Here is a 26539-nt window from a genome sequence, read left to right as displayed (position 1 = left end):
CTGACCCATAAGGGGGGCCACCGGGCGGGACGCGGTTCAGAAGGCCAGCGGCGTCGCCCGCACCACCAGCGGCAGCGCCCGCACGGTTGCGAGCACCGCATCTGGCACCGGCGCATCCAGGCCCACCAGGCAGATCGCATCCCCACCCGGCGTGTTGCGACCGAGGTGGAAGGTGGCGATGTTGATGCCGGCATCGGCCAGGGTGGTGCCGAAGCGGCCGATGAAGCCGGGGCGGTCCTGGTTCGTCACATACAGCATGTGCGGCGCGAAATCGGCCTCCACCGCAATGTCCTTCACCTCCACCAGCCGCGGCTTGCCGGTGCCGACCAGCGTGCCGGCGACAGACCGCCGCAGCGCCTCCGTCACCACCGTCACGCGCAGCAGCGTGGCATAGTCGCCGCTGCGTTCCAGCACCGTCTCCGCCACCTCGATCCCGCGTTCGCGGGCGACCACGGGCGCGTTGACCATGTTCACCGCGCCCATCATCGGCGTCAGCACGCCGGCGAGTGCCGCGGCCGTCAGCGGCCGCTGGTTCAGCTCCGCCGCCTGGCCCTCATAGGCCACATGAATCGCCTTGATCTCCTCGCCCTGCGCGGCGGTGAGCTGGCCGGCTAGCGCGCCGAGCTGCCGGGCCAGTTCCATATAGGGCCGCAGGCGCGGCGCCTCCTCCGCGGTGACGGAGGGCATGTTGATGGCGTTGGAGACGGCGCCGGTGAGCAGGAAGTCGCTCATCTGCTCCGCCACCTGAAGCGCCACATTCTCCTGCGCCTCGGCGGTCGCGGCACCGAGGTGCGGGGTGCAGACCACATTCTCCAGCGTGAACAGCGGGCTGTCGGTGGCCGGTTCCGTCTCGAACACGTCGAGGGCTGCGCCGGCCAGGTGGCCGGCGGCGAGCGCCTCGAACAACGCCCTCTCATCCACCAGGCCGCCACGGGCGCAGTTGATCAGCCGCGCGCCCTTCTTCATGGCGAAGATGCGATCGCGCGAGAGGATGTTCTTCGTCTGCTCGGTGAAGGGCGCGTGGATGGTGATGAAGTCCGCGCGCGCCACCAGCGCATCGAGATCCACCTTCTCGACGCCCAGTTCCAGCGCCCGCTTCTCCGACAGGAAGGGGTCGTAGGCGATGACCTTCATGTGCAGGCCGACGGCGCGGTTGGCGACGATGCTGCCGATATTCCCCGCCCCCACCAGGCCGAGCGTCTTGCCGGAGACCTCCACGCCCATGAAGCGGTTCTTCTCCCACTTCCCGGCCTTGGTGGAAGCCGAGGCTTCCGGGATCTGCCGGGCGAGCGCGAACATCATCGCGATCGCATGTTCCGCCGTGGTGATGGCATTGCCATGCGGCGTGTTCATCACGACGACGCCGCGCGCGGTGGCGCTCGACACATCGACATTGTCCACGCCAATACCGGCGCGACCCACCACCTTCAGGCGCGGCGCCACATCCAGCACTTCGCGGGTCACCTTGGTGGCGCTGCGGATGGCGAGGCCGTCGTAGTTGCCGATGATCTCCCGCAATTCGGCGGGCTTCAGGCCGGGCTTGAAATCCACCTCGATGCCGCGGCCCTTGAAGATGGCGATGGCGGCGGCGGAGAGCTTGTCGCTGATCAGAACCTTGGGCGCATTCATGCCGCCACCGCCTTGTGCTCGGCGGCGACCGCGGCGAAAGCCCAGTCGAGCCAGGGCAGCAGCGCCTGGATGTCGCTGGTCTCCACCGTGGCACCGCCCCAGATGCGGAGGCCCGGCGGGGCGTCGCGATAGTTGGCGGCGTCCAGCGCCACGCCTTCCTTTTCCAGCATCGCGGACAGCTTCTTCGCCGCCGCAGCCTGGCCTTCGGCATCGAGCGCGGTGAACCACGGCGCCACGATCTTCAGGCAGATGGAGGTGCAGGAGCGTGTCGCGGCATCCTCCGCCAGGAAGGCGGCCCAATCGCTGCCGGCGACCCAGTCCGCAATGGCGGCGAGATTCGCCTCCGACCGCGCGACCAGCCCCTTCAGCCCGCCGACGCCCTCGGCCCAGCGCAGCCCGTCGATCGCGTCTTCCACGCAGAGCATCGACGGCGTGTTGATCGTCTCGCCCTTGAAGATGCCTTCGTTCACTTTGCCGTCCTTGGTCATGCGAAAGATCTTCGGCATGGGCCAGGCGGGCTTGTGGGATTCAAGACGCGCGACGGCGCGCGGCGAGAGCGCCAGCATGCCATGCGCCGCCTCCCCGCCCAGCACCTTCTGCCAGGACCAGGTCACCACATCGAGCTTCGGCCAGGGCAGGTGCATGGCGAAGGCGGCGCTGGTGGCGTCGCAGATCGCCAGACCCTCGCGGTCATCCGCGATGAAATCCGCATTGGCCAGCCGCACGCCGCTGGTGGTGCCGTTCCAGACGAAGACCAGGTCGCGCGTCTTTTCCACCTGCGCGAGGTCCGGCAGCTTGCCGTAACCCGCCGAGATCACCCGCACATCATCCAGCTTCAACTGCTTGGTGACATCCGTCGCCCAATCCTTGGAGAAGGATTCCCAGGCCAGGATATCGACACCCTTCGGCCCGAGCAGCGACCACAGCGCCATCTCCACCGCGCCGGTGTCCGACGCCGGCACGATGCCGAGCCGCCAATCCTTCGGCATGCCGAGGATGGACTTCGAGAGTTCAATGGTCTCGGCGAGCTTCGCCTTGGGGTCCTTGGCGCGATGGCTGCGCCCGAGCAGCGCGCCCTCCAGCGCCGCCAGCGACCAGCCGGGGCGCTTGGCACAGGGACCGGAAGAAAAACGGGGATTGTTCGGACGCAGGTCCGGCTTGGCGGTCATATGCGGCTCCCTTCCAGAAGCGAATGCGCTCCGGTGGGGGAGCGTGGCCCACCACGAGGGTTAATGCCCCGCGCCGGGCCGCGCAAGCATCCGCTTCAGTGCGCCTCGGGCTGCAGAAACACGCCGGCCCGCGCCGCCCGCGCCGTGCGCCAGGCGACCCAGCCGGTCAAGCCCGTGTTCAGCGCCAGCGCCAGCCAGCCGAAGAGCGGGTGGAACCCAAGCCCCATCAGCATGATGGCGAAGGCGGCGGAGGGAAAGGTAACCCCCCACCAGGACAGGCTGAACGGCACCCGCGCCAGTTCCCCCGCCAGCGACACCACCGCCGCCGCGACCAGCAGCGCCACGCCGGTGAAGGCCAGCGCCGGTCCATGCGTATTGCCGGTCAGCACCGCAACCGCCAGCGCGCCTACCGCGGGCGGTGCCACGAAGATCGCGACGCTCGGCCGCATCGCCAGCGGCAGCGGCGGCCCTGCCACCAGCCGGTGCAGCAGCAGCGGCAGCACCGCCAGCCACAGCAGCACGCCGACGCCGAACATCATCCAGGATGCATCGAGGTAGCCCATTCGCACGCCGAAGACCGGCGCCAGGATGTTGCCGACGAAGGGGATCAGCAGCGGCGGCGCCAGCATTGCCGCCTCCCCCCGCCCCGCGAACACGCGCCGCAGCAGCAGCATCGCCACCACCAGATGCAGCGCCACCGCCACGCCCCACAGCCCGGCGCCGAAGCCTGGCGCATAGGGCCAGATCGCACCGGCCAGGATCATCAGCCCGACCGTCGGCGCCGCGGCGAAGGCGACGCGCACCGGGTGGCGCAGCTCGGCCAGCATGGCGTCCGGGTAGCGCAGCGCCCGCAGCGCCTGGGCGCCGACCACCAGCAGCCAGACCAGCGCCGTCAGCAACAGCAGCGCCTCGCCCGGGAAGGCGGGCGCGCCGAGCACGGTGGCGGCTTCGCGCCACGACAGACCCAGGCCGCCCAGGCCCATCGGCAGCACCAGCAGCGGCAGCGGCAGATGCGCGAGGCCGGGTGGTGCGGCCGGCACCGGCACGGCGGCGATGACGGGCGCCGCGACCGGGGGCGGCACGGCCTCGCTCGGCACGGCCAGCGCCGGCCCGTCCTTGGGCGCATCAACCGGTGCGGCGGTGCCGGGCACGGCGCGCTTCGGCGCGCGCGGCTTGGTGGGGCCGCGTTTGCCGCTCACAGGCTGATCTCTCCGCGCAGCATGGGCACGCAGCCGCCACCGACCGTGGCGCGGATGCCATCGGGCGCGCGACGCGCGGTGGTGCGCAGCAGGCTCGGCCGGCCCATCTCGACGCCCTGGGTGATGTCCCAGGCGCCCTGTTCCTGGCCCGACAGTTTCAGCAGCAGCGCGGCCAGCGGCGTCGCCGCGCTGCCGGTTGCTGCATCCTCCACCGTACCGCCGAGCGGGGCGAACATTCGCGCCCGCACCGCGCCATCCTCCGGCGCATACAGATACAGGGCAAAGCGCCCCTGCAGCGCCGGCACCGCCTCCAGCCCCGCGCGGAACCCGGCGAAATCCGGCTGTGCGCGGCCAAGGGCTTCCGGCGTCACCTCGGCGAGCACGAAGAAGTTGCCGGTGCCGGCACGCACCGGCGCATGGCGGGCCAGCACGATATCGCTCTCCGCCAGCCCCGCCGCACGGGCTACCAGGGCGACGGGCAGTTCCACATCCAGCGTCAGCGGCTGCGGCGCGGCGATGGTGGTGCCCTGCCCGTCCACCCGCACCTCCACCAGCCCCGCGATCTCCTCGAAGCGCAGCACGCCCTTCACCGCGCGATCGGCGAGCACGAAGCCGGTGCCGACATTGGGGTGGCCGGCGAAGGGCATCTCATATTGCCGGGTGAAGATGCGGACGCGGGCGGTGTTCGCCGGGTCCTCCGGCGGCAGCACGAAGGTGGTCTCGGAGAGGTTGAACTCCGCCGCCAGCGCCTGCATCTCGGCCTCCGTCAGGCCGCGCGCATCGGGGAACACGGCCAGCGGATTGCCGCCGAAGCGGCGGTCCGTGAAGACATCGACGGTCACGAATTCAAAGCGTCTCAAGGCATCAGCTCCAGGCGGGACGGGTCCATGGTGATGCCATGGCCGAGCGGCCCATGTCCCTGCCCGAGCCCGGGTGCGGCGCGCATGGCAGCCCGCACATAGGCACGGGCGCGAATAACCGCCTCGCGCAACGCCATACCCTGCGCCAGGCCGCAGGCAGTGGCCGAGGCCAGCGTGCAGCCGGTGCCATGCGTGCTGGTGCTGGCGATGCGTGGGCTTTCGAAGGTCTCGCGACCCGCCGCGGTGGCCAGCACATCGGTCAGCACCGCGCCATCCAGATGCCCGCCCTTCACCAGCACCGCGCGCACGCCCATCCGCAGCAGCGCATCGGCCGCGCGATGCATGCCGGGCACGTCCACCACGGGAAAGCCGACCAGCGCCTCCGCCTCCGGCAGGTTCGGCGTGATCAGGGCGGCCATGGGCAGCAGCCGCGCCGCCAGGGTTGCCACCGCATCCTCGGCCAGCAGCCGATGCCCGCCCTTGGCAACCATCACCGGGTCCGCCACCAGCGGAATCCCCGCGCCGTATTCGGCGAGCGCATCGCACACCGCCTCGATGGTGGCGACATCGGCCAGCATGCCGGTCTTGATCGCGTCCGCGCCCAGATCCTCCAGCACCATGCGGATCTGGAGCCGGATGAAGGCGGGCGGCACGCCCATCACATCCTGCACGCCGAGCGTGTTCTGCGCCGTCAGCGCCGTCACCGCGGTCGCCGCATAGCCGCCCAGCGCGGTGACGGATTTGATATCCGCCTGGATGCCCGCCCCGCCGCCCGAATCCGATCCCGCGCAGATCAGCACCCGGCCCCTAGCCTGTGGCCCGATCATTCCGCGGCGCCGGCCTTCTTCACCGCACCCGCCGCCGCACGCGCCCGGATCAGCGCGGACAGATCCGCCACCGTGCGACGCATCTCCCCCGCATCCTCGGCCTCCGCCATCACCCGGATCAGCGGTTCGGTGCCCGAGGCGCGCACCAGCACGCGGCCACGATTGCCAAGCTTGTCGCCCGCCGCCGCGATCGCCTGCTCCACCTCCGCGTCGCTCAAGGGGGATGTGCCGGTGTAGCGGATGTTCTCCAGAAGCTGCGGCATCGGCGTGAAGCGGCGGCAGACCTCGCTGGCCGGGCGCCCTTCCTCCACCAGCAGCGCCAGCACCTGCAGCGCGGCGAACAGACCGTCCCCGGTGGTGGCGAAATCCGAGAGGATCACATGGCCGGATTGCTCACCGCCCAGGTTGCAGCCGGATCCGCGCATCTTCTCGCCGACATAGCGGTCACCGACCTTGGTGCGGTGCAGCGCCAGGCCGAGCCCCTCCAGATGCCGCTCCAGCCCCAGATTCGACATCACCGTGGCCACCACGCCGCCGCCCGTCAGCTTGCCTTCGCGGTGCCAGGCGCCGGCGATGGTCGCCAGGATCTGGTCGCCATCGATGATTCGCCCATGCTCGTCGCACAGCGCCAGCCGGTCCGCATCGCCATCGAGTGCAATGCCAAGATCGGCGCGGCGTTCGCGCACCAGCTCCCCAAGCTTCTGCGGCGCCGTGGCGCCGCAATCGCGGTTGATGTTGAAGCCATCCGGCGAGACGCCGATGGAGACCACCTCCGCCCCCAGCTCCCACAGCACGGTCGGCGCCACCTTGTAGGCGGCGCCATGCGCGCAATCGACGGCAATGCGCAGGCGGTCCAGGCTGCGGCCACGCGGGAAGGCGGCCTTCGCGGCCTCGATGTAGCGGCCCGGCGCATCCTCCAGCCGGCTGGCGCGGCCGAGCTTGGCCGGGGCGGCCAAGCCTTCCGGGAAATTCGGCGCATCCATCAGCGCTTCGATCGCGGCTTCCTGCGCATCGGACAGTTTCAGCCCATCAGGGCCGAACAGCTTGATGCCATTGTCCTCATACGGGTTGTGGCTGGCCGAGATCATCACGCCGAGATCGCAGCGCAGGCTGCGTGTCAGCATGGCGATGGCGGGCGTCGGCAGCGGCCCGACCAGCACCACATCCATCCCGGCGCCGACGAAGCCCGCCGTCATGGCCGGCTCCAGCATGTAGCCGGAAAGCCTTGTGTCCTTGCCGATCACCACGCGGTGCTTGTGCGCGCCGCGATTGAAGAACTTGCCCGCCGCCTGTCCGAGGCGGAGCGCTGTGCCGGCATCCATCGGCGGCTTATTGGCCGTGCCACGGATACCATCGGTGCCGAATAGCCTGCGGGTGGGTGCGTTCATGCACCGCTTATAGCGCCCGCATCAGGGTTTGAAATCTGCGCCGTGGTTGCATCCGGCTTTCGTCATCACGCTGCCGCGACCGGCCCCTACTGGCGCACCAGAACCAGGGCCCCGCCATCCAGCCGCCGCCCTTCGCGCCGCAGCACCACATTGGTCTCCGGCAGTGTCAGGATCAGCCGCTGCCCGGCAATCTCCTCATAGCTGCCGGCGACCGTCATCTGCGTCGCCGCCTGGGTCATCAGCACGCGGCTGGCATCGAGGAATTCCAGCCGCATCGCGCCATCCGCCGTGGCATAGCGGCGCCCTGCCAGTGGCCCGGCCTCCCGCGCCGCCTCCGCCTCCGCCGCGGCGGCGATCTTGGCTTCCAGCGCCGCGCGGCGATCCGCCAGCGCCGCCGCATAGCGGGTGGCGAAGGGCGGTGGCAGCGCGGCCAGCCAGGCCGGCGCGTGCAGCGAATCCAACGCCTCCGCCGGCACGGACGCCAGCATCGCCTCGAATTCCGGCAGGGCGGCTTCCGCCATGGCGGCGATTCGGCGGGTGCTGGACCGCTCGAAGGCCGCCAGCGCGCCGGCTTCGGCATGGGGCCGCAGCGCCGCCGCCACCCGCTGGCGCAGCAGGACCGAGGGGCCGAGCGCCTCCAGCGTCTCCGGCTGCTCCGCCAGGTTGCGCTCCACCCGGTCAAGCAGCGTGGCGGCCAGGCTGCGGGAATGCGCATCCAGCTCGGCGGTCAGCGCGGCGCTACGGTCCGGGGGCAGCGCGCCGAAGGCCGCATCGCGGCGGATCGCGGCCAGCATGCCGAATGCCATCGGGCTGGCCGGGACCGTGGTGATGCGGCGGCGTAGCGCGCCCTCCATCTCATCCAGCAAGGCCGCACGCCGGGATTGCTGGGCGGCGATGACCTCCGCGCGATCCTCCGGCCGCAGCACCGGCATCACCGCGCCCTTCTCCAGCGCCTCCAGCGCCGCCAGGCCGCGCGGGGTGGCGGGCAGCTCGGCCAGGGCATCGAGGCTGACCTGCCGCGCCTCCGCCAGGCGCTGCGTCCGCTGGCGCTCCAGCTCAGGCAGCAGCAAACGGGGGCGATCCTCGGGCAGCAGATAGGGCACCAGGCGCAGCAGGTGGCTGCCGGTGCCGCGCGCGGGCCCCGGCAGGTCACGCAAGGCCGGCTGCGCCGCCTGCCAGCCCGATTGTTCGCCGGCCTCGGCCAGCCCGGCCAGGAAGGGCAGCAGGGGTGGCGAGAAGGGCTGTTGTGCCAGCCTGCCAAGCTGCACCGGCAGCTCGTCCAGCACCCTTTCGCGGTGTTCCAGAAAGGCGGTGGTCGCCCCAGCCACAACGCTTTGCGCCTCCGCCAGCGCCGGCCGGTGCGGGATCATCTCCCGGTCCCGGACGCAGGCCCGCAGGCGGGCATTGAGGGTGCGGAGGTCCTGCCGCCCCCATTCCAGCGCCGGCTTGCCGAAGGTGGCGGTGGTGACGGGGGCGAGGAACAGGCCCGGCAGCGTCACCTCCCGCCGCGGCGCCAGCTCGGCCCAGCCGAGACTGACGCCGAGATCGGCATGCACCGCATGCTCCCGCGCCCAGGCCACCAGTTCAGGGCAGGTCGTCTCGCCGAGCTGCGCGCGCGCAGCGGCGCCGGGCAGCAGCAGGGGCAGGATCAGCAACAGCGGCCTCAGCAACTTCGGCACGGGGGTTTGCTCCGTCTCGGGCAGATCGCGCACCGAGTAGCAGCCGCGCCGCCACCGAAATCAACCGCCGCAACGTGACACGGATGTCACGTCTCACGGAGCCATCCGGTGCGCCGACGCAATATTTTCATCCCATGCAAACAACGGCTTACGCCAAGGTCAGGGATCTTCCTCCTCCGCCCCGCCGGACAGCGCCTGCCAGATGGACAAGGCCTGCACCGTCTCCGCCACATCATGCACCCGCAGCATCGCCGCGCCGCGGGACGCTGCGGCCAGCGCCGCGGCGACGGAGGCCGGCACCCGCTCGGCCGGCGTTTCCACGCCGGAGAGCGTGCCGAGGAAGCGCTTGCGGCTGGCGCCGAACAGGATCGGGCATCCGATGCCAGCCAGCAGCGGCAGGCGCTCCATCAGGGCCAGGTTGTGCGGCAGGCGCTTGCCGAAGCCGATGCCGGGGTCCACCGCCAGCCGGTCCCGCGGCAGGCCGAGCCGTTCGGCGGCGGCGACGCGGTCCGCCAGGAACTGCGCCACTTCCAGCGCCACATCGCCGTAGCGCGGGTTCTGCTGCATGGTGCGCGGGTCCTCGCCCAGCATGTGCATCAAGATGACGCTGGCCTCCGACCGCGCCAGCACCCGCGCCGCCGCCGGGTCATGGCGCAACGCGGTGATGTCGTTGACGATCTCCGCACCCGCCTCCAACGCCGCCAGCATGGTCGCGGCGTTGCGTGTGTCGACGCTGATGGTGGCGGCCTTCGCCAGTTCGCGGATCACCGGCAGCACGCGCCGGCATTCCTCCTCCGGCGCCACCGGGTTCGATCCGGGGCGGGTGGATTCGCCGCCGATATCCAGCAGATCCGCGCCGGCCTCCAGCATCGCATGACCCGCGGCGATGGATTCGGCGATGCCGCGGCCGCCATCGGAGAAGCTGTCCGGCGTGACGTTGACGATGCCCATCACCAGCGGCCGCCCGCTTTCGCAGGGCATGGGCAGGCCGGCGAAGCGCGGCAGCGCGCGGGTCAGCGCCAACACCTGGGCGTGCCAGGCCTCCGGCACATCGGACAGCGGCAGCGCGTTTGGCGGCGCCTCCGGCCCGATCAGCCGCACCATGGTGAAGGCCAGCGGCCCACCCGCCAGCGGCAAGGCAAGGTCCGCGGCCAGCGCGGCGGCGGCGGCCTGGCCCTCGATCAGGCCCAATGGCTCGACCCACATCTCGGTCACGACTCGCTGGCCCCCGATTGCGCTGGTTTGCAACGATGCCCCGGTGTGCCGGTGTGGCAAAGCGGCGTGTTGGTGGAAACGAAAACGGCCCGCTTGCGCGGGCCGTTGAAGATGTGGCGGAGGGTCCGCCTCAGGTACCGGGCGCCGGCGCCAGGCCTGGGCCGGGGTTCGGCCGGGGTGTCGGGCGCCCGCTGCTCGGCACGCTGCCGCGGCCCTGGTTCACCGGCTCATCCGGACGGACGCGCACGATCGGCTCGCCCTTGATGATCAGCCTGATCTCGTCGCCCGAGATGGTCTCATGCTCCAGCAGGCCCTTGGCCAGCAGGTGCAGCTCGTCGATGTTCTCGGACAGGACCTTGGTGGCGCGGGCATAGGCGTTGTCGATGATGGTGCGGATCTCGCCATCGATCTTCCGCGCCGTCTCCTCCGACAGGTTCTTCGATTGGGTCACGCTATGGCCAAGGAACACTTCCTGGTCGTTCGAGCCATAGGCGATCATGCCGAGATTTTCGGACATGCCCCATTCCGTCACCATCCGGCGGGCCTGGTCGGTCGCCATCTTGATGTCGCCCGATGCGCCGTTGGAGACCTTCTCCGGGCCGAAGATCAGTTCTTCCGCGACGCGGCCGCCCATCGCCATGGCGAGCTCAGCCTTCATCTTGGACTTGTGCTTCGAGTAGCGGTCCCCGGCCGGCAGGGACATCACCAAGCCCAGCGCGCGGCCGCGCGGGATGATGGTGGCCTTGTGGACGGGGTCGCATTCCGGCTCATGCATCGCGACCAGCGCGTGGCCAGCTTCGTGATAGGCGGTCATCCGCTTTTCATCCTCGGACATGACCAGGCTGCGGCGCTCCGCACCCATCATCACCTTGTCCTTTGCCGCCTCGAACTCCGCCATGCCCACCGTGCGGCGGCCGGTGCGGGCCGCAAGCAGCGCGGCCTCGTTCACCAGGTTGGCGAGGTCGGCGCCCGAGAAGCCCGGCGTGCCGCGCGCAATCACCTTCGGCTCGACGTCGGAGGCCAGCGGCACCTTACGCATATGAACCCGCAGGATCTTCTCCCGCCCGTTCACGTCCGGGTTCGGCACCACGACCTGGCGGTCGAAGCGGCCCGGGCGCAGCAGCGCGGGGTCCAGCACGTCCGGCCGGTTGGTGGCGGCGATGATGATGACGCCCTCGTTTGATTCGAAGCCGTCCATCTCCACCAGCATCTGGTTCAGCGTCTGCTCACGTTCGTCATTGCCGCCGCCGAGGCCGGCGCCGCGATGGCGACCCACGGCATCGATTTCGTCGATGAAGATGATGCAGGGGGCATTCTTCTTGCCCTGTTCGAACATGTCGCGCACGCGGCTGGCGCCGACGCCCACGAACATCTCGACGAAGTCGGAGCCGGAGATGGTGAAGAACGGCACATTCGCTTCACCGGCGATGGACCGCGCCAGCAGCGTCTTGCCGGTACCCGGCGGGCCGACCAGCAGCACGCCCTTCGGGATCTTGCCGCCGAGCCGCTGGAACTTCTGCGGGTCCCGCAGGAATTCGACGATCTCTTCCAGTTCCGCCTTGGCTTCCTCGATGCCCGCCACGTCGTCAAAGGTCACGCGGCCCTGCTTTTCCGTCAGCAGCTTGGCCTTGGACTTGCCGAAGCCCATGGCCCGGCCGCCGCCGCCCTGCATCTGGCGCATGAAGAAGATCCAGACGCCGATAAGCAGCAGCATCGGGAACCAGGAAATCAGGATCTGGAACAGCGGGTTGACGTCGCTCTCCTCCGGCCGCGCCACGACGCGCACGCCACGTTCCGTCAGGCGGCTGACCAGCTGCGGGTCTTCCGGCGTGAAGGTGGAGAAGCTGCGGCCATCATTGAGCTGCCCGGTGACGGTGCGACCCTGGATGGTCACGTCCCGGACCTGGCCGGCATTGACCTCGTTCAGGAAGTCCGAATAGGCGACCTGCTGAGCTGCCCGATTGCCCCCGCCATTGGAGGGTTGGAACAGGTTGAACAGCGCCACCAAAAGCAGCGCCACGATGACCCAAAGCGCCAGGTTCCGGCCAAAATTGTTCACGTTTGCATCCCTTCGGGGCTTCCCACGCTGGATATTGCCAGCCCAGAGGAGGCCCGCTCCGCACTCAAGATAGGTGCGCCAGCGCCGGCTTCCATCCCGTGAATGAGACAACGTGGACGGATGCCTGCAAAGGCGGCGCTTAACCCACCGCGCCGCCCGGCGGCGCAAGGCGCATCCGGAAGCCGTAGCTGGTTTCCGCGGCAGGATAGGGCAGTGCGGGCACCGCGACCAGCACAGTGTCGCGACCATCGGTAACGGGCTGCCACAACGCCGGCAGGGTCCGGGCCACGGAGGAAGGCAGCCCGCCGGGCCGGTCCAGCCGCGCCGCGGCCGCGCCCAGCGCGCCCAGCATCAGGCCGGGGGGCGGGGTGCCGGACAGACGGAACCGGCCATCCCAGATCACGCCGTCCTCCGCCGGCACGTGCGGCGCCATCGCCGCTTCCTCCCGCAGCAGCAGCCCCTGTCGGGTCAACCTTGCGCCGCCAAGCGTGCCCGCCTGGCGCGCCAGCAGCCCGGCCACCGCCCCCGCCGGGGGCGCATAGGCGGCGCCCCCGATCAGCCGCACCATTGCGGCCAGCGCCGAGATCGCCACCCCATCCTGCCCCAGCGCCGCCAGATCGAGCCGCGCGAAGCCGTGCTCGGACAGCATAGCGGCCCGCGCCAGCCGCGCCGCCACCTCGGCTTCCCGCGCGGTGCGGCGCCGGGCGAAGGCGTTGGCGGCCTGGACCAGCGCGGTGGTCGCCGGTCCCTCCCCCTCATGGTCGGCCAGGCTGGCGCGCAGCCGGGCGCGGGTGAAGCGCGGATCGGCGTTGGAGGGGTCGCGCACCGGATGTAGCCCGGCCGCCGCCACCACCGCCTCCAGCCGGGCCGGGCTGGCGCCCAGCAGCGGGCGGATCAGCAAGGCGGCGCCGGCGCTGCGCGCGGGAGCCATGCCGGCCAGCCCCGCGGCGGCGCTACCCGCCAGCGCCCGCAATAGCAGCGTCTCCGCCTGGTCCGCGCGATGCTGGCCGAGCGCCAGCCAGCCGGCCCCGACCTCCGCCGCCAGGGCGAGCAAGGCGCGCAGCCGCCCGTCCCGCGCCCGCGCCTGCACCGCCGCGCCTCGCGGCATGTGCAGCGGCAGGATGCGGCAGGCGATGCCTCGCGATTCGAGCCAGCTTGCGACGGTCGCCGCCTCCGCCGCGCTTTCGGGCCGCAGACCGTGATCCACGATGCCGGCTGTCAGCGTGCCGCCGCGCGCCGCGAGCCAATCCGCCAGCAGTAGCGCCAGGGCCAGGCTGTGCGGGCCACCGGACACGCCGGCGATGATCCGCGGCGCCACACCGAAGGGGCCGAGCGGCAACATCCAGCGGGCGAAGTCGGCCTTGGTCAGAGGGGGAGTGAGTGCCTCAACGGCACTGGGCGCGGCGCCGGGCATCGGCCGCACGCTCCGCCACCGCGCCACGCAGGGCCGGGAAGCGGGTTCGCAGATCATTCAACTGGTTGCAGGCGTCGCGATTGTTGTTCAGGCCGATCAGCGCATTGGCGACACCGAGCATCGCCTCCGGCGCCCGGCTCCCCGTGGGGCTGCGGCGGAAGGCATCGTCATAGGCCACGGCGGAGCCGGCGAAATCCCGCTTTCCGGCCAATGCGGCGCCGAGCAGGATCTGTGCATCGCCCGCACGGGCCGCATCGCGGGAGGCGACAACCTCCCGCGCCGCAGCTTCCGCGGCCACCCAGTCCCGCCGCCCGAGCGCCGCCTGGCCATCGGCCAGGGCGCGCTGCGGCGGGCGGCGCAAGGCGGCGGGCGCAGCGGCGGCGGGGGTGGCCGCTGCGGGCGCTGCCGGGGGCGGGGCGGCCGCGGTTGCGGGGGCGCGGGTCGGCGGGGTGGCGCTGCCCTGGCGCTGGCCCTCGATCTGCTGCAGGCGGAAGTCGATATCGCCTTCCAGTTTCTGCAGCCGTTCCTGCAAACTGCGCTCGCGGAATTCCGACTGCTCGGCGCGGCCACGCACGCTGCGCAGTTCTTCCTCGAGTCGTGAAACGCGGTCGAGCAGCGCGCCCACCAGTTCGGTCTGCGGCGCGCCTCCCGGCGGTACCGGGCGGCCCCCGAGGGCGGAGGGAGCGGCCATCGGCGCGGGCATGGCGGTGGTACCGCCACGACGCAGCATCTCCACCTCCTGCCGCAATTGCAGGATCTGGTTCTGCAGCGCGATGCCTTCGCGCGTCTCCATCTGCGCCTGGGCGGGCAACAGGCCAAAGATCGACAGGCCAAGGCCGAGCAGGGCGGTTCGTACTAGTCGCATGCGGGGCTCCTTCATGCCTGCGGCAACACCCCGGATACGGCAGCGCCGCATCCGGGGCCAGTGGCCGCGGGGACGAAGTCCCGTGACCTTTAAAGTCTCAGCGCACCACCGTGACGGCGCGGCGGTTCTGCGACCAGGCCTGGTCGTTCGAGCCGAGCGCGGCCGGGCGATCCTTGCCGTAGGAGATGGTGTCGACGCGCGCCGGGGCGACGCCGCCGGCCACCAGCACGTCACGCGCCGCATTGGCGCGGCGCTGGCCGAGCGCCAGGTTGTATTCGCGGGTGCCGCGTTCGTCGGCATGGCCCTCGACGGCGACCTGCACCTGCGGGAAGCGCGCCAGCCAGCCGGCCTGGCGGTCCAGCACCACGCGCTGGTCGGCGCGGATGCTGGTGCGGTCGGTGTCGAAGAACACGCGGTCACCGATATTGGCCACCAGATCTTCCTGGCTGCCCGGGCGCGGGCCGCTGGTGGTGGTCTCGGCGCCGCCGCCGGTGGCAGCGGAGGATTGTTCGGTGCTGCTGCCGCAGCCAGCGAGCAGGACCACGGCGGCGAACGCGCCGAGGAGCTTGGTGTTCATCGGGATCGCAATCCTTCAAGGGGTGACATGGAACAGATTGAAAGCACAGATCGGGGCACGAAACGCGCGGGCCTCGCCGACGGCGTTACATGATCAACAAACTGTGCGGCAGCAACAAGGCAAGGTGCCTCTGCCCCGCCCAAATTGGCGCGACAGAGGTCAGCAGCCGGTTTTCACGATAGCAATGGGCTCCAGGCCGGGTCGGACGCGTCCGTCGGCGTCACGATCTGCCGCTCGTTGAACCCGGCGATGTCGATCTGCGAGAGGCGCGAGGAATAACCGCCGCCGCGCGCGTCACGCGCCGGAGTCTCCCGGTAGAAGGCCAGCACGCGGCCATTCGGCGCGAAGGTCGGGCCTTCCATCGACCAGCCCTCGCTGAGAATCCGCTCCCCCGAACCATCCGGCCGCATCACGCCGATGGCGAATTGGCCGCCGCTGATCCGGGTGAAGGCGATCAGGTCGCCACGCGGCGACCAGACCGGAGTCGCATAGCGACCATTGCCGAAGGAAATGCGTCGCGCCCCGCCACCATCGGCGGACATGACGTAAAGCTGCTGGTCGCCGCCACGATCCGAGTTGAACACGATCTGCGTGCCATCCGGCGAATAGCAGGGCGAGACATCCAGCGATCCGCCGGAGGTCAGCTGCCTCTCCCGCCGGCTGGCGATGTCCACCACGAAGATGTTCGCATCGCCGCCGCGGCTGCTGGAGAGGATCACGCTGCGGCCATCGGGGGCGAAGCGCGGGCTGAAGGTCATGCCGCCGAAGCTGCCCAGCACCTGCTGCTGGCCACTGTCCAGGTTGAACAGATAGACTCGTGGCTGGTTGCGGAAATAGGACATGAAAGCGACCTGCCGCGCCGTCGGGTGGAAGCGCGGCGTCAGCGCCTGGAAGCTGCCATCGGTCAGGAAGCGGTGGTTCTGGCCATCCTGGTCCATCAGCGCCATGCGGCGCGTACGGCGGTCGCGCGGGCCGGATTCGGCGATGTAGACGATCTGCGTGTCGAAATAGCCCTTCTCACCCAGCAGCCGCTCATAGATCACGTCGCTGATCAGGTGGGCGATGCGGCGCCATTGCGCGGCCGGCGCGGTGAAGGCGGTGCCCTGCAACTGCGTATCGGCCAGCACGTCCCACAGGCGGAATTCCACCCGCAGCCGCCCACCCGATTCCTCGACCCGGCCGGTGGTCAGCGCATGCGCGCCGATCACCCGCCAATCCTGGAATCGCGGATTGGCGGCCGCCATCTCCGCCGTCTGGATGAAGGCCTGCCGGGCTACGGGCCGGAACAGCCCGGAATTGCGGAGGTTCTCCTGGATCACGCGGGCGATGTCGCGCCCCACGCGCTGCGCATCCGGCCCGGCGCCGGCCATGTCCGGCACGGCGATCGGCACTGGATCCGTCCGTGCGCGCGTCACATCGATGACGGTGGTCGGCGCCGCCTGCTGGCCCAGGGCGAAATCGGGAAGCAGGCTGGCGACGACCGCGCCACCCACGCCCGCGAAGACTCTGCGCCGCGTGAAGCCGAAATACGGCAAGGTCATCGGAGAAATCCCCTCGGCGAGAAATTGAACTGGAAGCGGTTTTCACCCGCCTGCAGACGGCCCGGCGGCACCGGAAGCGGGCTGCAGGCCGGGTCCCGCAACGCACGACGCGCCTGTTCATATAGCGCGCGAGCGCGCGGTTCGCTCGGCACCCCATCGGGTCCGGGCAACACATTCCGGATCACGCCTTCACGATCCACGATGGCGACCAGGCTGACGCGCATCTCGCTCAGCCCGAGCATGCCCTGGTCCACCCGCCAGCATTCGCCAACACGTTCGCCGATCGCGGCGCGTTCCCCGGCATTGAGCTGGTCCGACGCATTGGGCGCGCCACCGGGCGCGGCCGGGCGGGCGGCCTGCGCCGCGGGACGCGCCGTGGGCGGGCGGTTGGCGGATTGCTGCTGGCGCAGCCGCTCCAGCGTGTTCAGCACACTGGTCGAGCGTTCCTCCGGCCGCGCCACCGGCGGCGTCGCGCTGGTACCGGGCGTGGTGACCGGCGTGGGCGGTGCCGGGGCGGGCGGCGGCGGCAGGGGCACGGCCGTCTGCGCCGGCGGCGCATTGGGCGGCGCGGCGGGAGCAGCCGGGGCGGCAGGCGCCGGGGCCGCCGGCGTCGGCGGTGTGGGTCGCGCGGGGGCCGGGGCGGGCGGCGTCGGGTTCGGCGCGACCGGCGCGGCGGAGGGCGGCGGCGGTGGCGGCATCGGCAGCGGTTCCGCCGGCTGCGGCGGCGGGGCGGAGGCGGCCGGGCGCGGCGGCGCGGCCGGCGTCGGCGGTGCGGGGGCCGGGGGGGCGGCAGGCGGGGCTGCGGCCACGCGCGGCGCGGCCGGCGGGGCGGCGGGCGGTGCGGGCGGCGGCGGAATCAGGGCCGGCGCGGTCGGGCCGGCCACGGGCGGCGCGGCGGCGGCGGGCGGCGGCGGGGGTGGCGGCGGCGTTGGCTGCGGCGGCGCGTTGGTCGGTGGCTCCGGCACCGGCGGCACCGGTGAGGGATCGGGCGGCGCCGGCACGGCATCGGCCGGCGCGGCGGGGCCAGGCTGGTCGCCGCGCGCCTGCGCGGGCGGCTCGGCGGAGGTGAATTCCACCGACATCGCCATCTCGACCGGCGGCGGCAGCGGCCGCGCATAGCCATACAGCAGCCCGGCGACGCCGAGCAGCACATGAAGGCCGAGCGAGATTGCCGCCCAGCGCTTCAGCGCCCGGTCATCATCCCCGAATTGTAGGACGGCGCCTGACAAACCGGCCCCCTCAGCGCCTCGCCGGCGCCGCTTGCGGGCTTTCCGCCAGCAACGCGACGCGGGTGAAGCCGGCGGAACTGACCGTGCCCATCACCTCCATCACCCGGCCATAGCTGATGGCGCGGTCGCCGCGCACGAAGATGCGGCGTTCCGGTTGGCCCGGCTGCTGCTGGTTGCTGGCCAGGATGGCGCGAAGCTGCGCCACCAGCGCCTCCAGCGGCACTTCCGTCTCCTGCAGGAAGATGGCGCCCTCCGCGGTGACGGAAATGGTCAGCGGGTCCTGCTCCTGGTTCAGATTGCTGGCCTGGGTGCGCGGCAGATCGACCGGCACGCCCACCGTCATCAGCGGCGCGGCCACCATGAAGATGATGAGCAGCACCAGCATCACGTCCACCAGCGGGGTGACGTTGATTTCACTCACCGGCCGGAAGCTGGCCCGCCCGCCGCGCCCCACCTTCCTGCCGCCGAAGCTGCCGCCGGCCATGGCTCAGCCCTCCGCCGGCTGGCGTGCCGGGACCGGGGCCGCCGGATCGGCCGCCGCGGCTTCCGACTGACGGGACAGGATGGCGCCGAATTCTGCGGCGAAGGCATCCAGCCGCCCGGCAAAGCGCCCGAGGTCGGAGGACAACTTGTTGTAAGCGATGGTCGCCGGGATGGCGGCGACCAGGCCGATCGCGGTGGCGAACAGCGCCTCCGCAATGCCTGGCGCCACGACGGCGAGGTTGGTGCTCTGCATGCCGGCAATCGCCGAAAAGCTGTTCATGATGCCCCAGACCGTACCGAACAGGCCGATGAAGGGGGCTGCGGAGGCAACGGTGGCGAGGAACACCATCCAGCGCTCCAGCCGGTCCATCTCCCGCGTGATGGCGACCGACATGGCGCGTTCCACGCGTTCCTTCATCCCGGTCACCGCCAGGTCGCTGGTCATGGTGCGGCCGGAGGAGCGGCGCCATTCGCGCATGGCGGCGCCGAAGACGGCGGCGATCGGGTTGCTGGGCTGCTCGCCTTCCTTGGTGAACAGCTCCTCCAGGCTACCGCCCGACCAGAAGCGGTCCTCGAAGCCATCCGCCGCGCGGTTCACGCGGCGCAGCGATGTCATCTTCTCGAAGACGATCGCCCAGACCCAGACGGAGGCGAGCAGGAGCGAGACCATCACGGCCTTCACCACCCAATCCGCCATCAGGAACAGCGACCACAGCGACATGTCGTGCGCCATCGGCGCCAGGGCCTGTGCGGTCACATTGTCCAAAGCGCAATCTCCTCATCCACCAACCGCGCACCCACCGGGGCCGCCGCATCTCAGACCAGCCCCTCCAGCGCCGCGCGCCAGGGCGCGGGCAGCCGGGTGGGCCGCAGCGCATCGGCGCGGACGCAGACGAGCCCAACCAGCAGCTTCGCCAGCACCGCCTCGCCCCGCAGAACGCGCTGCGAAACCTCCATGGTTGCAGCGCCGACACTCACCACACGAGTCGCCACCACCAGCGCATCGTCGAGCCGCGCCGGGGCCACATACTCCACTTCAATGCGCCGCACCACGAGCATCGCATTGTAACGCACCATCATAAAGGAATGCGGCAAGTCCATGGCCCGCAACGATTCAGTCCGCGCCCTTTCCGCCCATTTCAGGTAGTTGGCGTGGTAGGCGACACCGCCCGCATCCGTATCGTCAAAATAGACGCGCAGCTCATGGCGGTGCTCTGTCGTATCTTTGTCCACCGGCCGGCCTCATTCCTCGTGCGGCGGCGCCTGCGCCAGCAGATCGAGTTGAGCCGCGATGGCCCGCGGCGGCATCAGGCCGAGATGGCGCCAGCCTGGCTCCCCCAGCATGCGGCCGCGCGGAGTGCGGAGCACCAGGCCTTCCTGGATCAGGAAGGGTTCCACCACCTCCTCCAGCGTGTCCCGGCTTTCGGCGAGCGCCGCGGCCAGGGTTTCCACGCCCACGGGGCCGCCATTGTGGTGTTCGGCGATGCGCTTCAGGTAGCGACGGTCCTGCGCGTCGAGGCCCAGCGCATCGACCTCCAGCCGCAGCAGCGCGCCATCGACCATCGCCCGGTCGGCGGCGCGGCCGGAGACCAATGCGAAATCGCGGATGCGGCGCAGCAGCCGGCCGGCGACGCGGGGCGTGCCGCGGGACCGCCGCGCAATCTCCAGCGCGCCATCCTCGGTCAGCGCGAAGCCGAGCTTCTCGGCGCCACGGCGGACGATCCGCAGCAGCTCCTCTACCTCGTAGAACTGAAGACGCAGCGGGATGCCGAAGCGGTCTCGCAGCGGTTGGGTCAGCAGGCCGGCGCGGGTGGTCGCACCCACCAAGGTGAAGGGCGGCAGGTCGATCCGCACGGTGCGCGCGGCGGGGCCCTCCCCGATGATGAGGTCGAGGCAGTAATCCTCCATCGCCGGATAAAGCGTTTCCTCGATGGCCGGCTGCAGGCGGTGGATCTCGTCCACGAACAGCACGTCGCGCGGCTGCAGATTGGTCAGGATCGCGGCCAGGTCCCCCGCCCGTTGCAGGATCGGGCCGGAGGTCGCCCGGAATCCGACGCCGAGCTCGCGGGAGACGATCTGCGCCAACGTGGTCTTGCCGAGGCCGGGCGGACCGAACAGCAGCACATGGTCCATCGCCTCCGCGCGCTGGCGGGCGGCGCCAATGAAAACCTGAAGGTTCTCGCGCAAAGGCTTCTGGCCGATGAAATCGGACAGGCTCTGCGGGCGCAGGCTGCCCTCCGCGCCGTCTTCCTCCTGCCGCGCGCCGGCCGTCAGGCGATCGGTTTCGCTCATCGCGGCGCCATCTCCTTCAGCGCCTCGGTGATCAGCGCGGCCAACGCTGCGTCATCGCCGAGGCGGCGGGCACCGCGGGCGACGGCGGCGGCGGCCTCCGGGCGCTTCCAGCCGAGATTGACCAGGGCGGAGACCGCATCCGCCTGCGGGCCGGCGGGTTCGGGGGTGGGCAGGCCCTCGCCGGCGCCGATCCCATCAGCCTCCGGCATGGCGCGGCCGACCGCCCATTTCTGCATCGCCGGCTCATCCACGATGCGGGTGGCGGTGGCGGCGCCGAGGCCCTTCACATCGGCCAGGCGCTTGCGTTCCTTAGTGGCGATGGCCCGCGCGAGGTCCGCCGGCGCCAGGCCGGACAGCACCAGCAGCGCCTTCTGGGGACCGACCGTCTTGACCTCGATCAGCGCCAGGAAGGCATCGCGTTCCGTGGCGTCGAGGAAACCGAACAGGGTGATGGCGTCCTGGCTGACGCGGGTTTCGACCAGCAGCTTCTGGACGCCCTCGCGCGCCGTCAGCCGGTCCAGCGTCTTGCGGGAGCAATGCACCAGGTAGCCGACGCCGTTGACGTCAAAGACGCAGGCGCCGTCCTGGACCTGATCCACCAGGCCGCGGAGGGAGCCGATCATGGGAGGGGTTTCTCCGCCCGACACCGGGAAGCCCTCTCCACCCGCAGGGGGGGGAGGGTCGGGTGGAGAGGGGGCGTCTCGATCCTCACGACGCAGCCCTCGCCACTGCCGCCGAGAAGGCGTTGCGCGTGCTCCGGTGATGCGCGTGGCAGATGGCGATCGCCAGCGCATCCGCCGCATCAGCCCGCTTGAAGGTCACGCCCGGAAGCAGGTGCCGCACCATCGCCTGCACCTGTTCCTTCGCCGCATGGCCATTGCCGACCACGGCGCGCTTCACCTCCATCGCGCCGTATTCCCGCACGACCAGCCCCGCCAGCGCCGGCGCCAGCAGCACCACGCCGCGCGCCTGTCCGAGCTTCAGCGCCGATTCGGGGTTGCGGGCGACATAGGTGTGCTCCACCGCCGCCTCATCCGGCGATTGCGCGGCAATCACCGCCTCCAGCCCACGATGCAGCGTCAGCAACCGGTGGTGCAGGTCGTCCCCGGCCTGGGTGGAGACTACCCCCTCCGCGCAGAAGCGCAGGCGGTAGCCGTCATGCTCCACCAGCCCCCAGCCGGTGTGCTGGAGGCCAGGGTCGAGGCCGAGAATGCGAATCGGGCGGGATGCCATGCGCCTTCATAGCAGAAGGCCGCCCCTACCCCAGCACCGCCAGCCCATCCGCCGCCCGCACCCCCTGCCCTTCCGGCAGGACGAAAAGCGGGTTGATCTCGGCTTCCAGCAGCCGGTCACCCAGCGCCTCCCCCATTCGGGAGAAGGCGAGCACGGCATCGACCAGCGCCGGCACATCGCCCGGCGGTGCGCCACGGAAACCGGCGAGGACGCGGGCGATCTTCAAGCCGCGTACCATCGCCTCCGCATCGTCGCGGGACAGCGGCAGCATGCGGAGCTGCGTATCGCCGAACACCTCCGCCGCCGTGCCGCCGGCGCCGAGCAGTACGGCGCTGCCCAGATGCGGGTCGCGGACGATCCCCAAAATCATCTCGATGCCGCCGGAGATCTGTTCCTGCACCAGTAGCCCCTCGGCGTCCGGCAGCTTGGCCAGTAGCGCAGTGCCAACCTCCGCCACCCGGTCCGGCGTCACGTTCAGCACCACGCCGCCGATGTCCGATTTGTGGGCCAGGTCGCGCGCCAGCAGCTTCACCACCAGGCGCGGGCCGAGGCCCTGGGCGGCCTGTTGCGCCGCTGCGGGGGTGACGGCGCTGGCTTCCCGCGTCGCGGCGATGCCGAAATGGGCGAACAGCGCCTTGCTTTCCGCCTCGTTCAGCTTGCCGTGCGGAAGGCCGGGCGGCACGGACCCCGCGCTGGGCGCTGCGGGCACGAAGGCGGGGCGCGCGAGTGCTGCCAGGATGGCGGCGATACCCTCCGGCGTGGTGCTGGCCGGCACGCCGCGCGCGTTCAGCCCGGCGGCGATGTGCGGCGCGTGCGGGCTGACATAGGCGATCACCGGTTTTTCCGAGTCGCCACGCGCCTCCAGCATCGCATCCGCCACCAGTTCCGGCTGCGCCAAGGCGGAGCTGCCGACGATGACGACAAGCGAATCGTAGGACGCGCTCGCCAGCAGTGCGCGGATGGCGCCGCGGAACAGATCGGGCCGCAGCCCGGCCAGGGTGACATCCACCGGGTTGCCGACCGGCGCCTCCCCCAGCAGGGCGGCCAGGTTTGCGCGCACGGCCGCATCCGGCGCCGGCAGGCTGCCGCCGGCCAGGCCCACCGCATCCGCCACCAGCGCGCCTGCACCGCCCGTCGAGGTCAGCACCGCCACCCGGAAGCCCGCGGCACGGCGGCCCTGCGCCAGGGCGGCGGGCACTTCCAGCAGGTCCGAAAACCGCTCGGCGCGGATCACGCCGAGGCTGGCGAAGAAGGCGTCATACATCCGGTCCGCCCCGGCCATGGCGCCGGTGTGGGAGATGGCGGCCAGCGCCCCGGCCTCCGACCGTCCGACCTTGAAGGCGACCACCGGCTTGCCGGCCTCCGCCGCCCGGCGCGCGGCGGCGCGGAAGCGGGCGGGGTTGCGAAGGCCTTCCAGATACAGCGCGATGGCGGTGGTGTCGGGGTCGTCCACCAGCGCATCCAGCACCTCGGCGACCTCGATATCACCCTCATTGCCGGTGGCGACCAGCTTCGCGAAGCCGATGCCGGCCGCAGCACCACGCGACAGCAGCGCACCCAAAATGCCGCCGGATTGCGAGACCACCGAAAGCCCGCCGGGCGGAAGATTCTCGAATTCCAGCGCGCCGGAGGCACTCAGCACGATCCGGTCCGAGAGGTTCACCACGCCGATGGTGTTCGGCCCCAACAGCCGCATGGACCCGGCCGCACGCTTCAGGGCGGATTGCTTTTCCGCGCCCGCCTCGCCCGTCTCGCCATAGCCGCCCGCCAGCACGATGGCGGCCTGGCAGCCCTTCGCCGCGAGGTCCCGCACCGCGGCCTCCGCACGCTCCGGCCCGACCAGCACGATGCCCACATCCGGCGCGCCGGGCAGACTCGCCACATCCTTGTAGCAGGGCAGGCCGGCGATCTCGGTCGCACGCGGATTTACCGGCCAGACATCGCCCGAAAACCCGTGCCGCAGCAGGTAGCCCACGGGCCGCCCGCCGGTCTTGGTGGCGTCGGCGGAAGCGCCGACAACCGCCACGCTGCGCGGCCGCAGCAGCGCCTGGAATGCGCTCACTTCTTCGACTTCTCAAGAAAGGCGGCGACCGAGGCGCGGTGCTCGGCAGTGGTGTAGCAGATGGCCTGGGACTGGCTGCCGATCGCCAGCACCTGTTCGAAGCTGGTCTCCAGGCTGCGGTCCAGCGTCGCCTTCGCCAGCGCCAGTGCCGCGATGGAATGCGTGCCCATCTGGGCCGCCCATTCCTGCGCCGCCGTGGCAAGTTCCGCATCCGGTACCACGCGATCCGCCAGGCCGATCGTCAGCGCCTCCGCCGCATCGACACGCCGCGCGGTGAAGACCAGTTCCTTCGCACGCGCCAGCCCGACGCGCCGCGGCAGGAAATACATGCCGCCACCATCCGGGATCAGCGCGCGTGCGAGAAAGCTCATGGTGAAGCTGGCGGATTCGCCGCAGAGAAGAAAATCGCAGGCCAGCGCCACATCCGCGCCGAGCCCCGCCGCCGGGCCGTTCACCGCGGCGATCACCGGCTTCGGCATGTGATGCAGCAGCGTCACCGCGCGGTGGGTACGCGCCTGGCGCCGCCAGCCATTGATGGCGACATCCTCGGGCGGCGCCTCCAGCCGGCTTTTCATGCCGCGCACATCGCCGCCGGCACAGAAGGCGGTGCCGGCGCCGGTGACGACCAGCGCCTTGATTGCCGGGTCCGCCGCCACCGCCTCCAGCGCCTCGATCATCTCGCCGCGCATGGCATCATCGATGGCGTTGCGCACCTTCGGCCGGTTGAGTGTCAGCGTGGCAATGCCGGCTTCGGTGGTGAGCAGGATGGCGTCGGACATATTTAAGAGAATCCTTACTGGACGCGAAGATTGGCGCGCTCGACCACGCGCGACCAACGCTCCCGGTCCGAGGCGAGCAGGCGGGTGAAATGCGCGGGCTCCGGGCTTGGCGCGATTTCATCGACGCCGGAGGCGATCAGGCGGCGCTTGATATTCGGCTCGTTGATCGCGGCGACTGCGGCGGCGTGCAGCACCGCGATGCGGTCCGCCGGCGTGCCACCGGGCGCAAGGAAGCCGTACCAGGTGGAGCTGTCCAGTTCCGGAAAGCCCTGTTCTAAACTCGTGGAAAGGTTCGGCAGCGCGACGCTGCGCGACTGGCCGGCAATGGCGATGGCGCGAATCTTATCGGCCTCGATATGCGGTTGAAGCGGGGCGGAGGCGTTGGTCAGCAGATCCAGCCGCCCGGCGATCAGATCGTTCAAGGCCGGGCCCGTGCCGCGATAGTGGATCGGCTCCATCTCGATGCCCAGCACAACCCCGATCATCGCGCCCAGCGCATGGCCATTGGTGCCGACACCCGGCGTGCCGAAGCGCAGCGGCTCGCCGCGCGCCTTCGCCAGCGCCTGCAACTCGCGCAGGTTGGTCGCCTGGATGCTGGGGTGGACGGTGATGACGTTGGGCGAGGCGCCGAGATAGGCGACGGCAGCAAAGTCCTTCACCGGATCATAGGGCAGCCGCGTTTGCACCAGGGAGGAAATCACGAAGCTGCCGGAGCCCGCGAGCAGGATGGTGTGGCCATCCGGTTCCGCCTTCGCAACCGCATCATTGCCGATCACGCCGCCGGCGCCGCCGCGATTCTCCACCACCACGGCCTGGCCCAGGCGCTGCGCCATGGCTTCGGTCAGCATACGGCCGACCACGTCGTTGCTGCCGCCGGCGGTGAAGGGAATGATCATGCGGACCGGGCGGTTCGGGAAGCCCTGGGCCGCCGCGCCACGGGTCAGGGTAACGGGGGCGGCCAGGGCGGCGAGGCCCAGCAGGGCGTCTCGGCGACGAATCATGGGGTGTCCTCCGGTTGATGGCGGGCCTTCAGGCGGGCCTGCGCTGCCGTAGGTCTCGCGCGATGAGGCGCGCGGCGCCAGCGCGCAATGCTTGCCCTACCCCAAGCCGGTCTTATGCTGGGCGGCATGCCTGACCTGCTCCCCCCCCTCGCCGCGCTGCGGACCTTCGCCCTGGTGGCGGAAACCGGCAGCCTGACCGCGGCGGGCGCCCGGCTGAACCTGACCCAGCCCGCCATCAGCCGCCGCATCCGGGAATTGGAGGCGGCGCTCGGCGTGACGCTGGTGCATCGCGGTGCCAATGCGCTGCGACTGACCGAGGACGGGCTGCGCTATGCCGCCGCCCTGCAGCAGGCCTTCGCCGGCATCGCCACGGCGACGCTGGAGCTGCGCGGCACCGCCGCCGCGCCGCTGCGGATTCGCGCCTTCACCACCTGGGCGATGCGCTGGCTGATCCCCCGCCTGCCCGGTTTCCGCGCTCGGCATCCGGGCCTGGAGGTGGAGGTGGTGACCTCCACCAGCCCGGCGGTAGATTTTGCGCGGGAGGGTCTGGACGCCGCCATCCGCACCGCCCCCGCCGGCACGCCGCCGATGCGCGGCGCGGTGCGGTTGCAGGCGGTGCATGTAGCGCCCTTCGCCGCGCCCGCCGCCGCGCGCCAGGGCCTGGACCGGTTGACTTGGCTCGGCAGCCGGGTGCGGCCGCGCGACTGGGCGAGCTGGTGCGACGCCGCCGGCCGCACCATGCCCGCCGCGCCGCCCTTGCTGTTCGAGAGCACTTCGCTCGCCATCCAGGCGGCGCTGGAGGGGTTGGGCGCGGTGATCTGCACGCCCGATTTTGTGGAGGAGGAAATGCGCCGCCGCCGGCTGCGGCGCCTCTCCCCCATCTCGGCGAATACGGGCGACCATTACTGGCTGCTGCAACCCCCCGGCGCGCCACGTGCGGGTGGGGAGGCGCTGCGCGAATGGCTGCTGGATGAGGTGGCCGCCCTGCCGGGTCGTGTCCCTGGTGTTGGTGTAGGAGGCCGCCACCGTAATGGTGGC

At 71.0% G+C, this 26539-nt stretch carries 24 protein-coding genes; 1 reads left to right on the top strand and 23 read right to left on the bottom strand.

What is annotated here, in order from left to right:
* Nucleotides 1-36 precede the first annotated feature (36 nt).
* From serA to ACFHNC_RS22165, 23 genes are all read right to left on the bottom strand, one after another.
* Nucleotides 37-1629 carry a phosphoglycerate dehydrogenase gene (serA, locus tag ACFHNC_RS22275; RefSeq protein WP_437171441.1) on the bottom strand — a complete coding sequence of 531 codons (1593 nt, stop codon included), beginning with the start codon at nucleotides 1627-1629 and terminating at the stop codon, nucleotides 37-39.
* The gene (locus tag ACFHNC_RS22270) at nucleotides 1626-2798 is read right to left on the bottom strand and encodes a phosphoserine transaminase (protein WP_437171440.1); all 1173 of its coding nucleotides are present in this window, start codon (nucleotides 2796-2798) and stop codon (nucleotides 1626-1628) included. The genes serA and ACFHNC_RS22270 overlap by 4 nt, the downstream gene beginning before the upstream one ends.
* Nucleotides 2799-2893: 95 nt before the next feature.
* Complete coding sequence (locus ACFHNC_RS22265) at nucleotides 2894-3997, bottom strand: hypothetical protein (protein WP_437171439.1); 1104 nt, start codon at nucleotides 3995-3997, stop codon at nucleotides 2894-2896.
* Nucleotides 3994-4857, bottom strand: a complete 864-nt coding sequence (locus ACFHNC_RS22260) for a PhzF family phenazine biosynthesis protein (protein WP_437171438.1) — start codon at nucleotides 4855-4857, stop codon at nucleotides 3994-3996. Before ACFHNC_RS22260 ends, ACFHNC_RS22265 begins: the two co-directional genes overlap by 4 nt.
* Nucleotides 4854-5684 carry a bifunctional hydroxymethylpyrimidine kinase/phosphomethylpyrimidine kinase gene (gene thiD / locus ACFHNC_RS22255; RefSeq protein WP_437171437.1) on the bottom strand — a complete coding sequence of 277 codons (831 nt, stop codon included), beginning with the start codon at nucleotides 5682-5684 and terminating at the stop codon, nucleotides 4854-4856. The genes ACFHNC_RS22260 and thiD overlap by 4 nt, the downstream gene beginning before the upstream one ends.
* Nucleotides 5681-7072: a phosphoglucosamine mutase gene (gene glmM, locus ACFHNC_RS22250; RefSeq protein ID WP_437171436.1), complete on the bottom strand. Its 1392-nt coding sequence runs from the start codon at nucleotides 7070-7072 to the stop codon at nucleotides 5681-5683. The genes thiD and glmM overlap by 4 nt, the downstream gene beginning before the upstream one ends.
* Nucleotides 7073-7158: 86 nt before the next feature.
* Complete coding sequence (locus ACFHNC_RS22245; protein WP_437171435.1) at nucleotides 7159-8751, bottom strand: hypothetical protein; 1593 nt, start codon at nucleotides 8749-8751, stop codon at nucleotides 7159-7161.
* A 159-nt stretch (nucleotides 8752-8910) separates the two neighbouring features.
* A complete protein-coding gene (gene folP / locus ACFHNC_RS22240; RefSeq protein ID WP_437171461.1) occupies nucleotides 8911-9957 on the bottom strand; it encodes a dihydropteroate synthase in 1047 nt (348 codons plus the stop codon).
* Nucleotides 9958-10096: 139 nt separating this feature from the next.
* A complete protein-coding gene (gene ftsH / locus ACFHNC_RS22235; protein WP_437171434.1) occupies nucleotides 10097-12025 on the bottom strand; it encodes an ATP-dependent zinc metalloprotease FtsH in 1929 nt (642 codons plus the stop codon).
* Between the two features lie 139 nt (nucleotides 12026-12164).
* Complete coding sequence (gene tilS, locus ACFHNC_RS22230) at nucleotides 12165-13439, bottom strand: tRNA lysidine(34) synthetase TilS (RefSeq protein ID WP_437171433.1); 1275 nt, start codon at nucleotides 13437-13439, stop codon at nucleotides 12165-12167.
* Nucleotides 13411-14304: a tetratricopeptide repeat protein gene (locus ACFHNC_RS22225; protein ID WP_437171432.1), complete on the bottom strand. Its 894-nt coding sequence runs from the start codon at nucleotides 14302-14304 to the stop codon at nucleotides 13411-13413. Before ACFHNC_RS22225 ends, tilS begins: the two co-directional genes overlap by 29 nt.
* Before the next feature lie 97 nt (nucleotides 14305-14401).
* Nucleotides 14402-14881, bottom strand: coding sequence for a peptidoglycan-associated lipoprotein Pal (gene pal, locus ACFHNC_RS22220; protein ID WP_437171431.1), 480 nt, complete (start codon nucleotides 14879-14881; stop codon nucleotides 14402-14404).
* Between the two features lie 173 nt (nucleotides 14882-15054).
* A complete protein-coding gene (tolB, locus tag ACFHNC_RS22215) occupies nucleotides 15055-16422 on the bottom strand; it encodes a Tol-Pal system beta propeller repeat protein TolB (protein WP_437171430.1) in 1368 nt (455 codons plus the stop codon).
* On the bottom strand, nucleotides 16419-17651 hold the full coding sequence (locus tag ACFHNC_RS22210) for a hypothetical protein (RefSeq protein WP_437171429.1): 1233 nt from the start codon (nucleotides 17649-17651) through the stop codon (nucleotides 16419-16421). The genes tolB and ACFHNC_RS22210 overlap by 4 nt, the downstream gene beginning before the upstream one ends.
* A gap of 10 nt (nucleotides 17652-17661) precedes the next feature.
* Nucleotides 17662-18135 (bottom strand): protein TolR, encoded by a 474-nt coding sequence (gene tolR / locus ACFHNC_RS22205; protein WP_304809285.1) that lies wholly within the window; start codon nucleotides 18133-18135, stop codon nucleotides 17662-17664.
* Nucleotides 18136-18138: 3 nt separating this feature from the next.
* Entirely contained in the window at nucleotides 18139-18867 is a 729-nt protein-coding gene (gene tolQ / locus ACFHNC_RS22200; protein WP_437171460.1) for a protein TolQ, read from the bottom strand.
* 83 nt (nucleotides 18868-18950) lie between these two features.
* Nucleotides 18951-19367: a YbgC/FadM family acyl-CoA thioesterase gene (locus ACFHNC_RS22195; protein WP_437171428.1), complete on the bottom strand. Its 417-nt coding sequence runs from the start codon at nucleotides 19365-19367 to the stop codon at nucleotides 18951-18953.
* A 9-nt stretch (nucleotides 19368-19376) separates the two neighbouring features.
* Nucleotides 19377-20426, bottom strand: a complete 1050-nt coding sequence (gene ruvB, locus ACFHNC_RS22190; RefSeq protein WP_437171427.1) for a Holliday junction branch migration DNA helicase RuvB — start codon at nucleotides 20424-20426, stop codon at nucleotides 19377-19379.
* Nucleotides 20423-21049 (bottom strand): Holliday junction branch migration protein RuvA, encoded by a 627-nt coding sequence (gene ruvA / locus ACFHNC_RS22185; protein WP_437171426.1) that lies wholly within the window; start codon nucleotides 21047-21049, stop codon nucleotides 20423-20425. The genes ruvB and ruvA overlap by 4 nt, the downstream gene beginning before the upstream one ends.
* Before the next feature lie 85 nt (nucleotides 21050-21134).
* On the bottom strand, nucleotides 21135-21659 hold the full coding sequence (gene ruvC / locus ACFHNC_RS22180) for a crossover junction endodeoxyribonuclease RuvC (protein WP_437171425.1): 525 nt from the start codon (nucleotides 21657-21659) through the stop codon (nucleotides 21135-21137).
* Between the two features lie 25 nt (nucleotides 21660-21684).
* Nucleotides 21685-23721, bottom strand: a complete 2037-nt coding sequence (locus tag ACFHNC_RS22175; RefSeq protein ID WP_437171424.1) for an acetate--CoA ligase family protein — start codon at nucleotides 23719-23721, stop codon at nucleotides 21685-21687.
* Entirely contained in the window at nucleotides 23718-24500 is a 783-nt protein-coding gene (locus ACFHNC_RS22170; protein ID WP_437171423.1) for an enoyl-CoA hydratase/isomerase family protein, read from the bottom strand. The genes ACFHNC_RS22175 and ACFHNC_RS22170 overlap by 4 nt, the downstream gene beginning before the upstream one ends.
* Before the next feature lie 14 nt (nucleotides 24501-24514).
* Complete coding sequence (locus tag ACFHNC_RS22165; protein WP_437171422.1) at nucleotides 24515-25501, bottom strand: Bug family tripartite tricarboxylate transporter substrate binding protein; 987 nt, start codon at nucleotides 25499-25501, stop codon at nucleotides 24515-24517.
* Between the two features lie 126 nt (nucleotides 25502-25627).
* Here ACFHNC_RS22165 and ACFHNC_RS22160 point away from each other — a divergent pair.
* Nucleotides 25628-26539: LysR family transcriptional regulator (locus ACFHNC_RS22160; RefSeq protein WP_437171421.1), on the top strand; the 912-nt coding region annotated here is incomplete at its 3' end.

Source organism: Falsiroseomonas sp. E2-1-a4 (assembly GCF_051433165.1).
In the GTDB taxonomy this organism is placed as follows: Bacteria; Pseudomonadota; Alphaproteobacteria; order Acetobacterales; family Acetobacteraceae; genus Falsiroseomonas.
The sequence above is the reverse complement of the archived record's forward strand: the minus strand, read 5'-3'. Positions and strand labels throughout refer to the sequence as shown.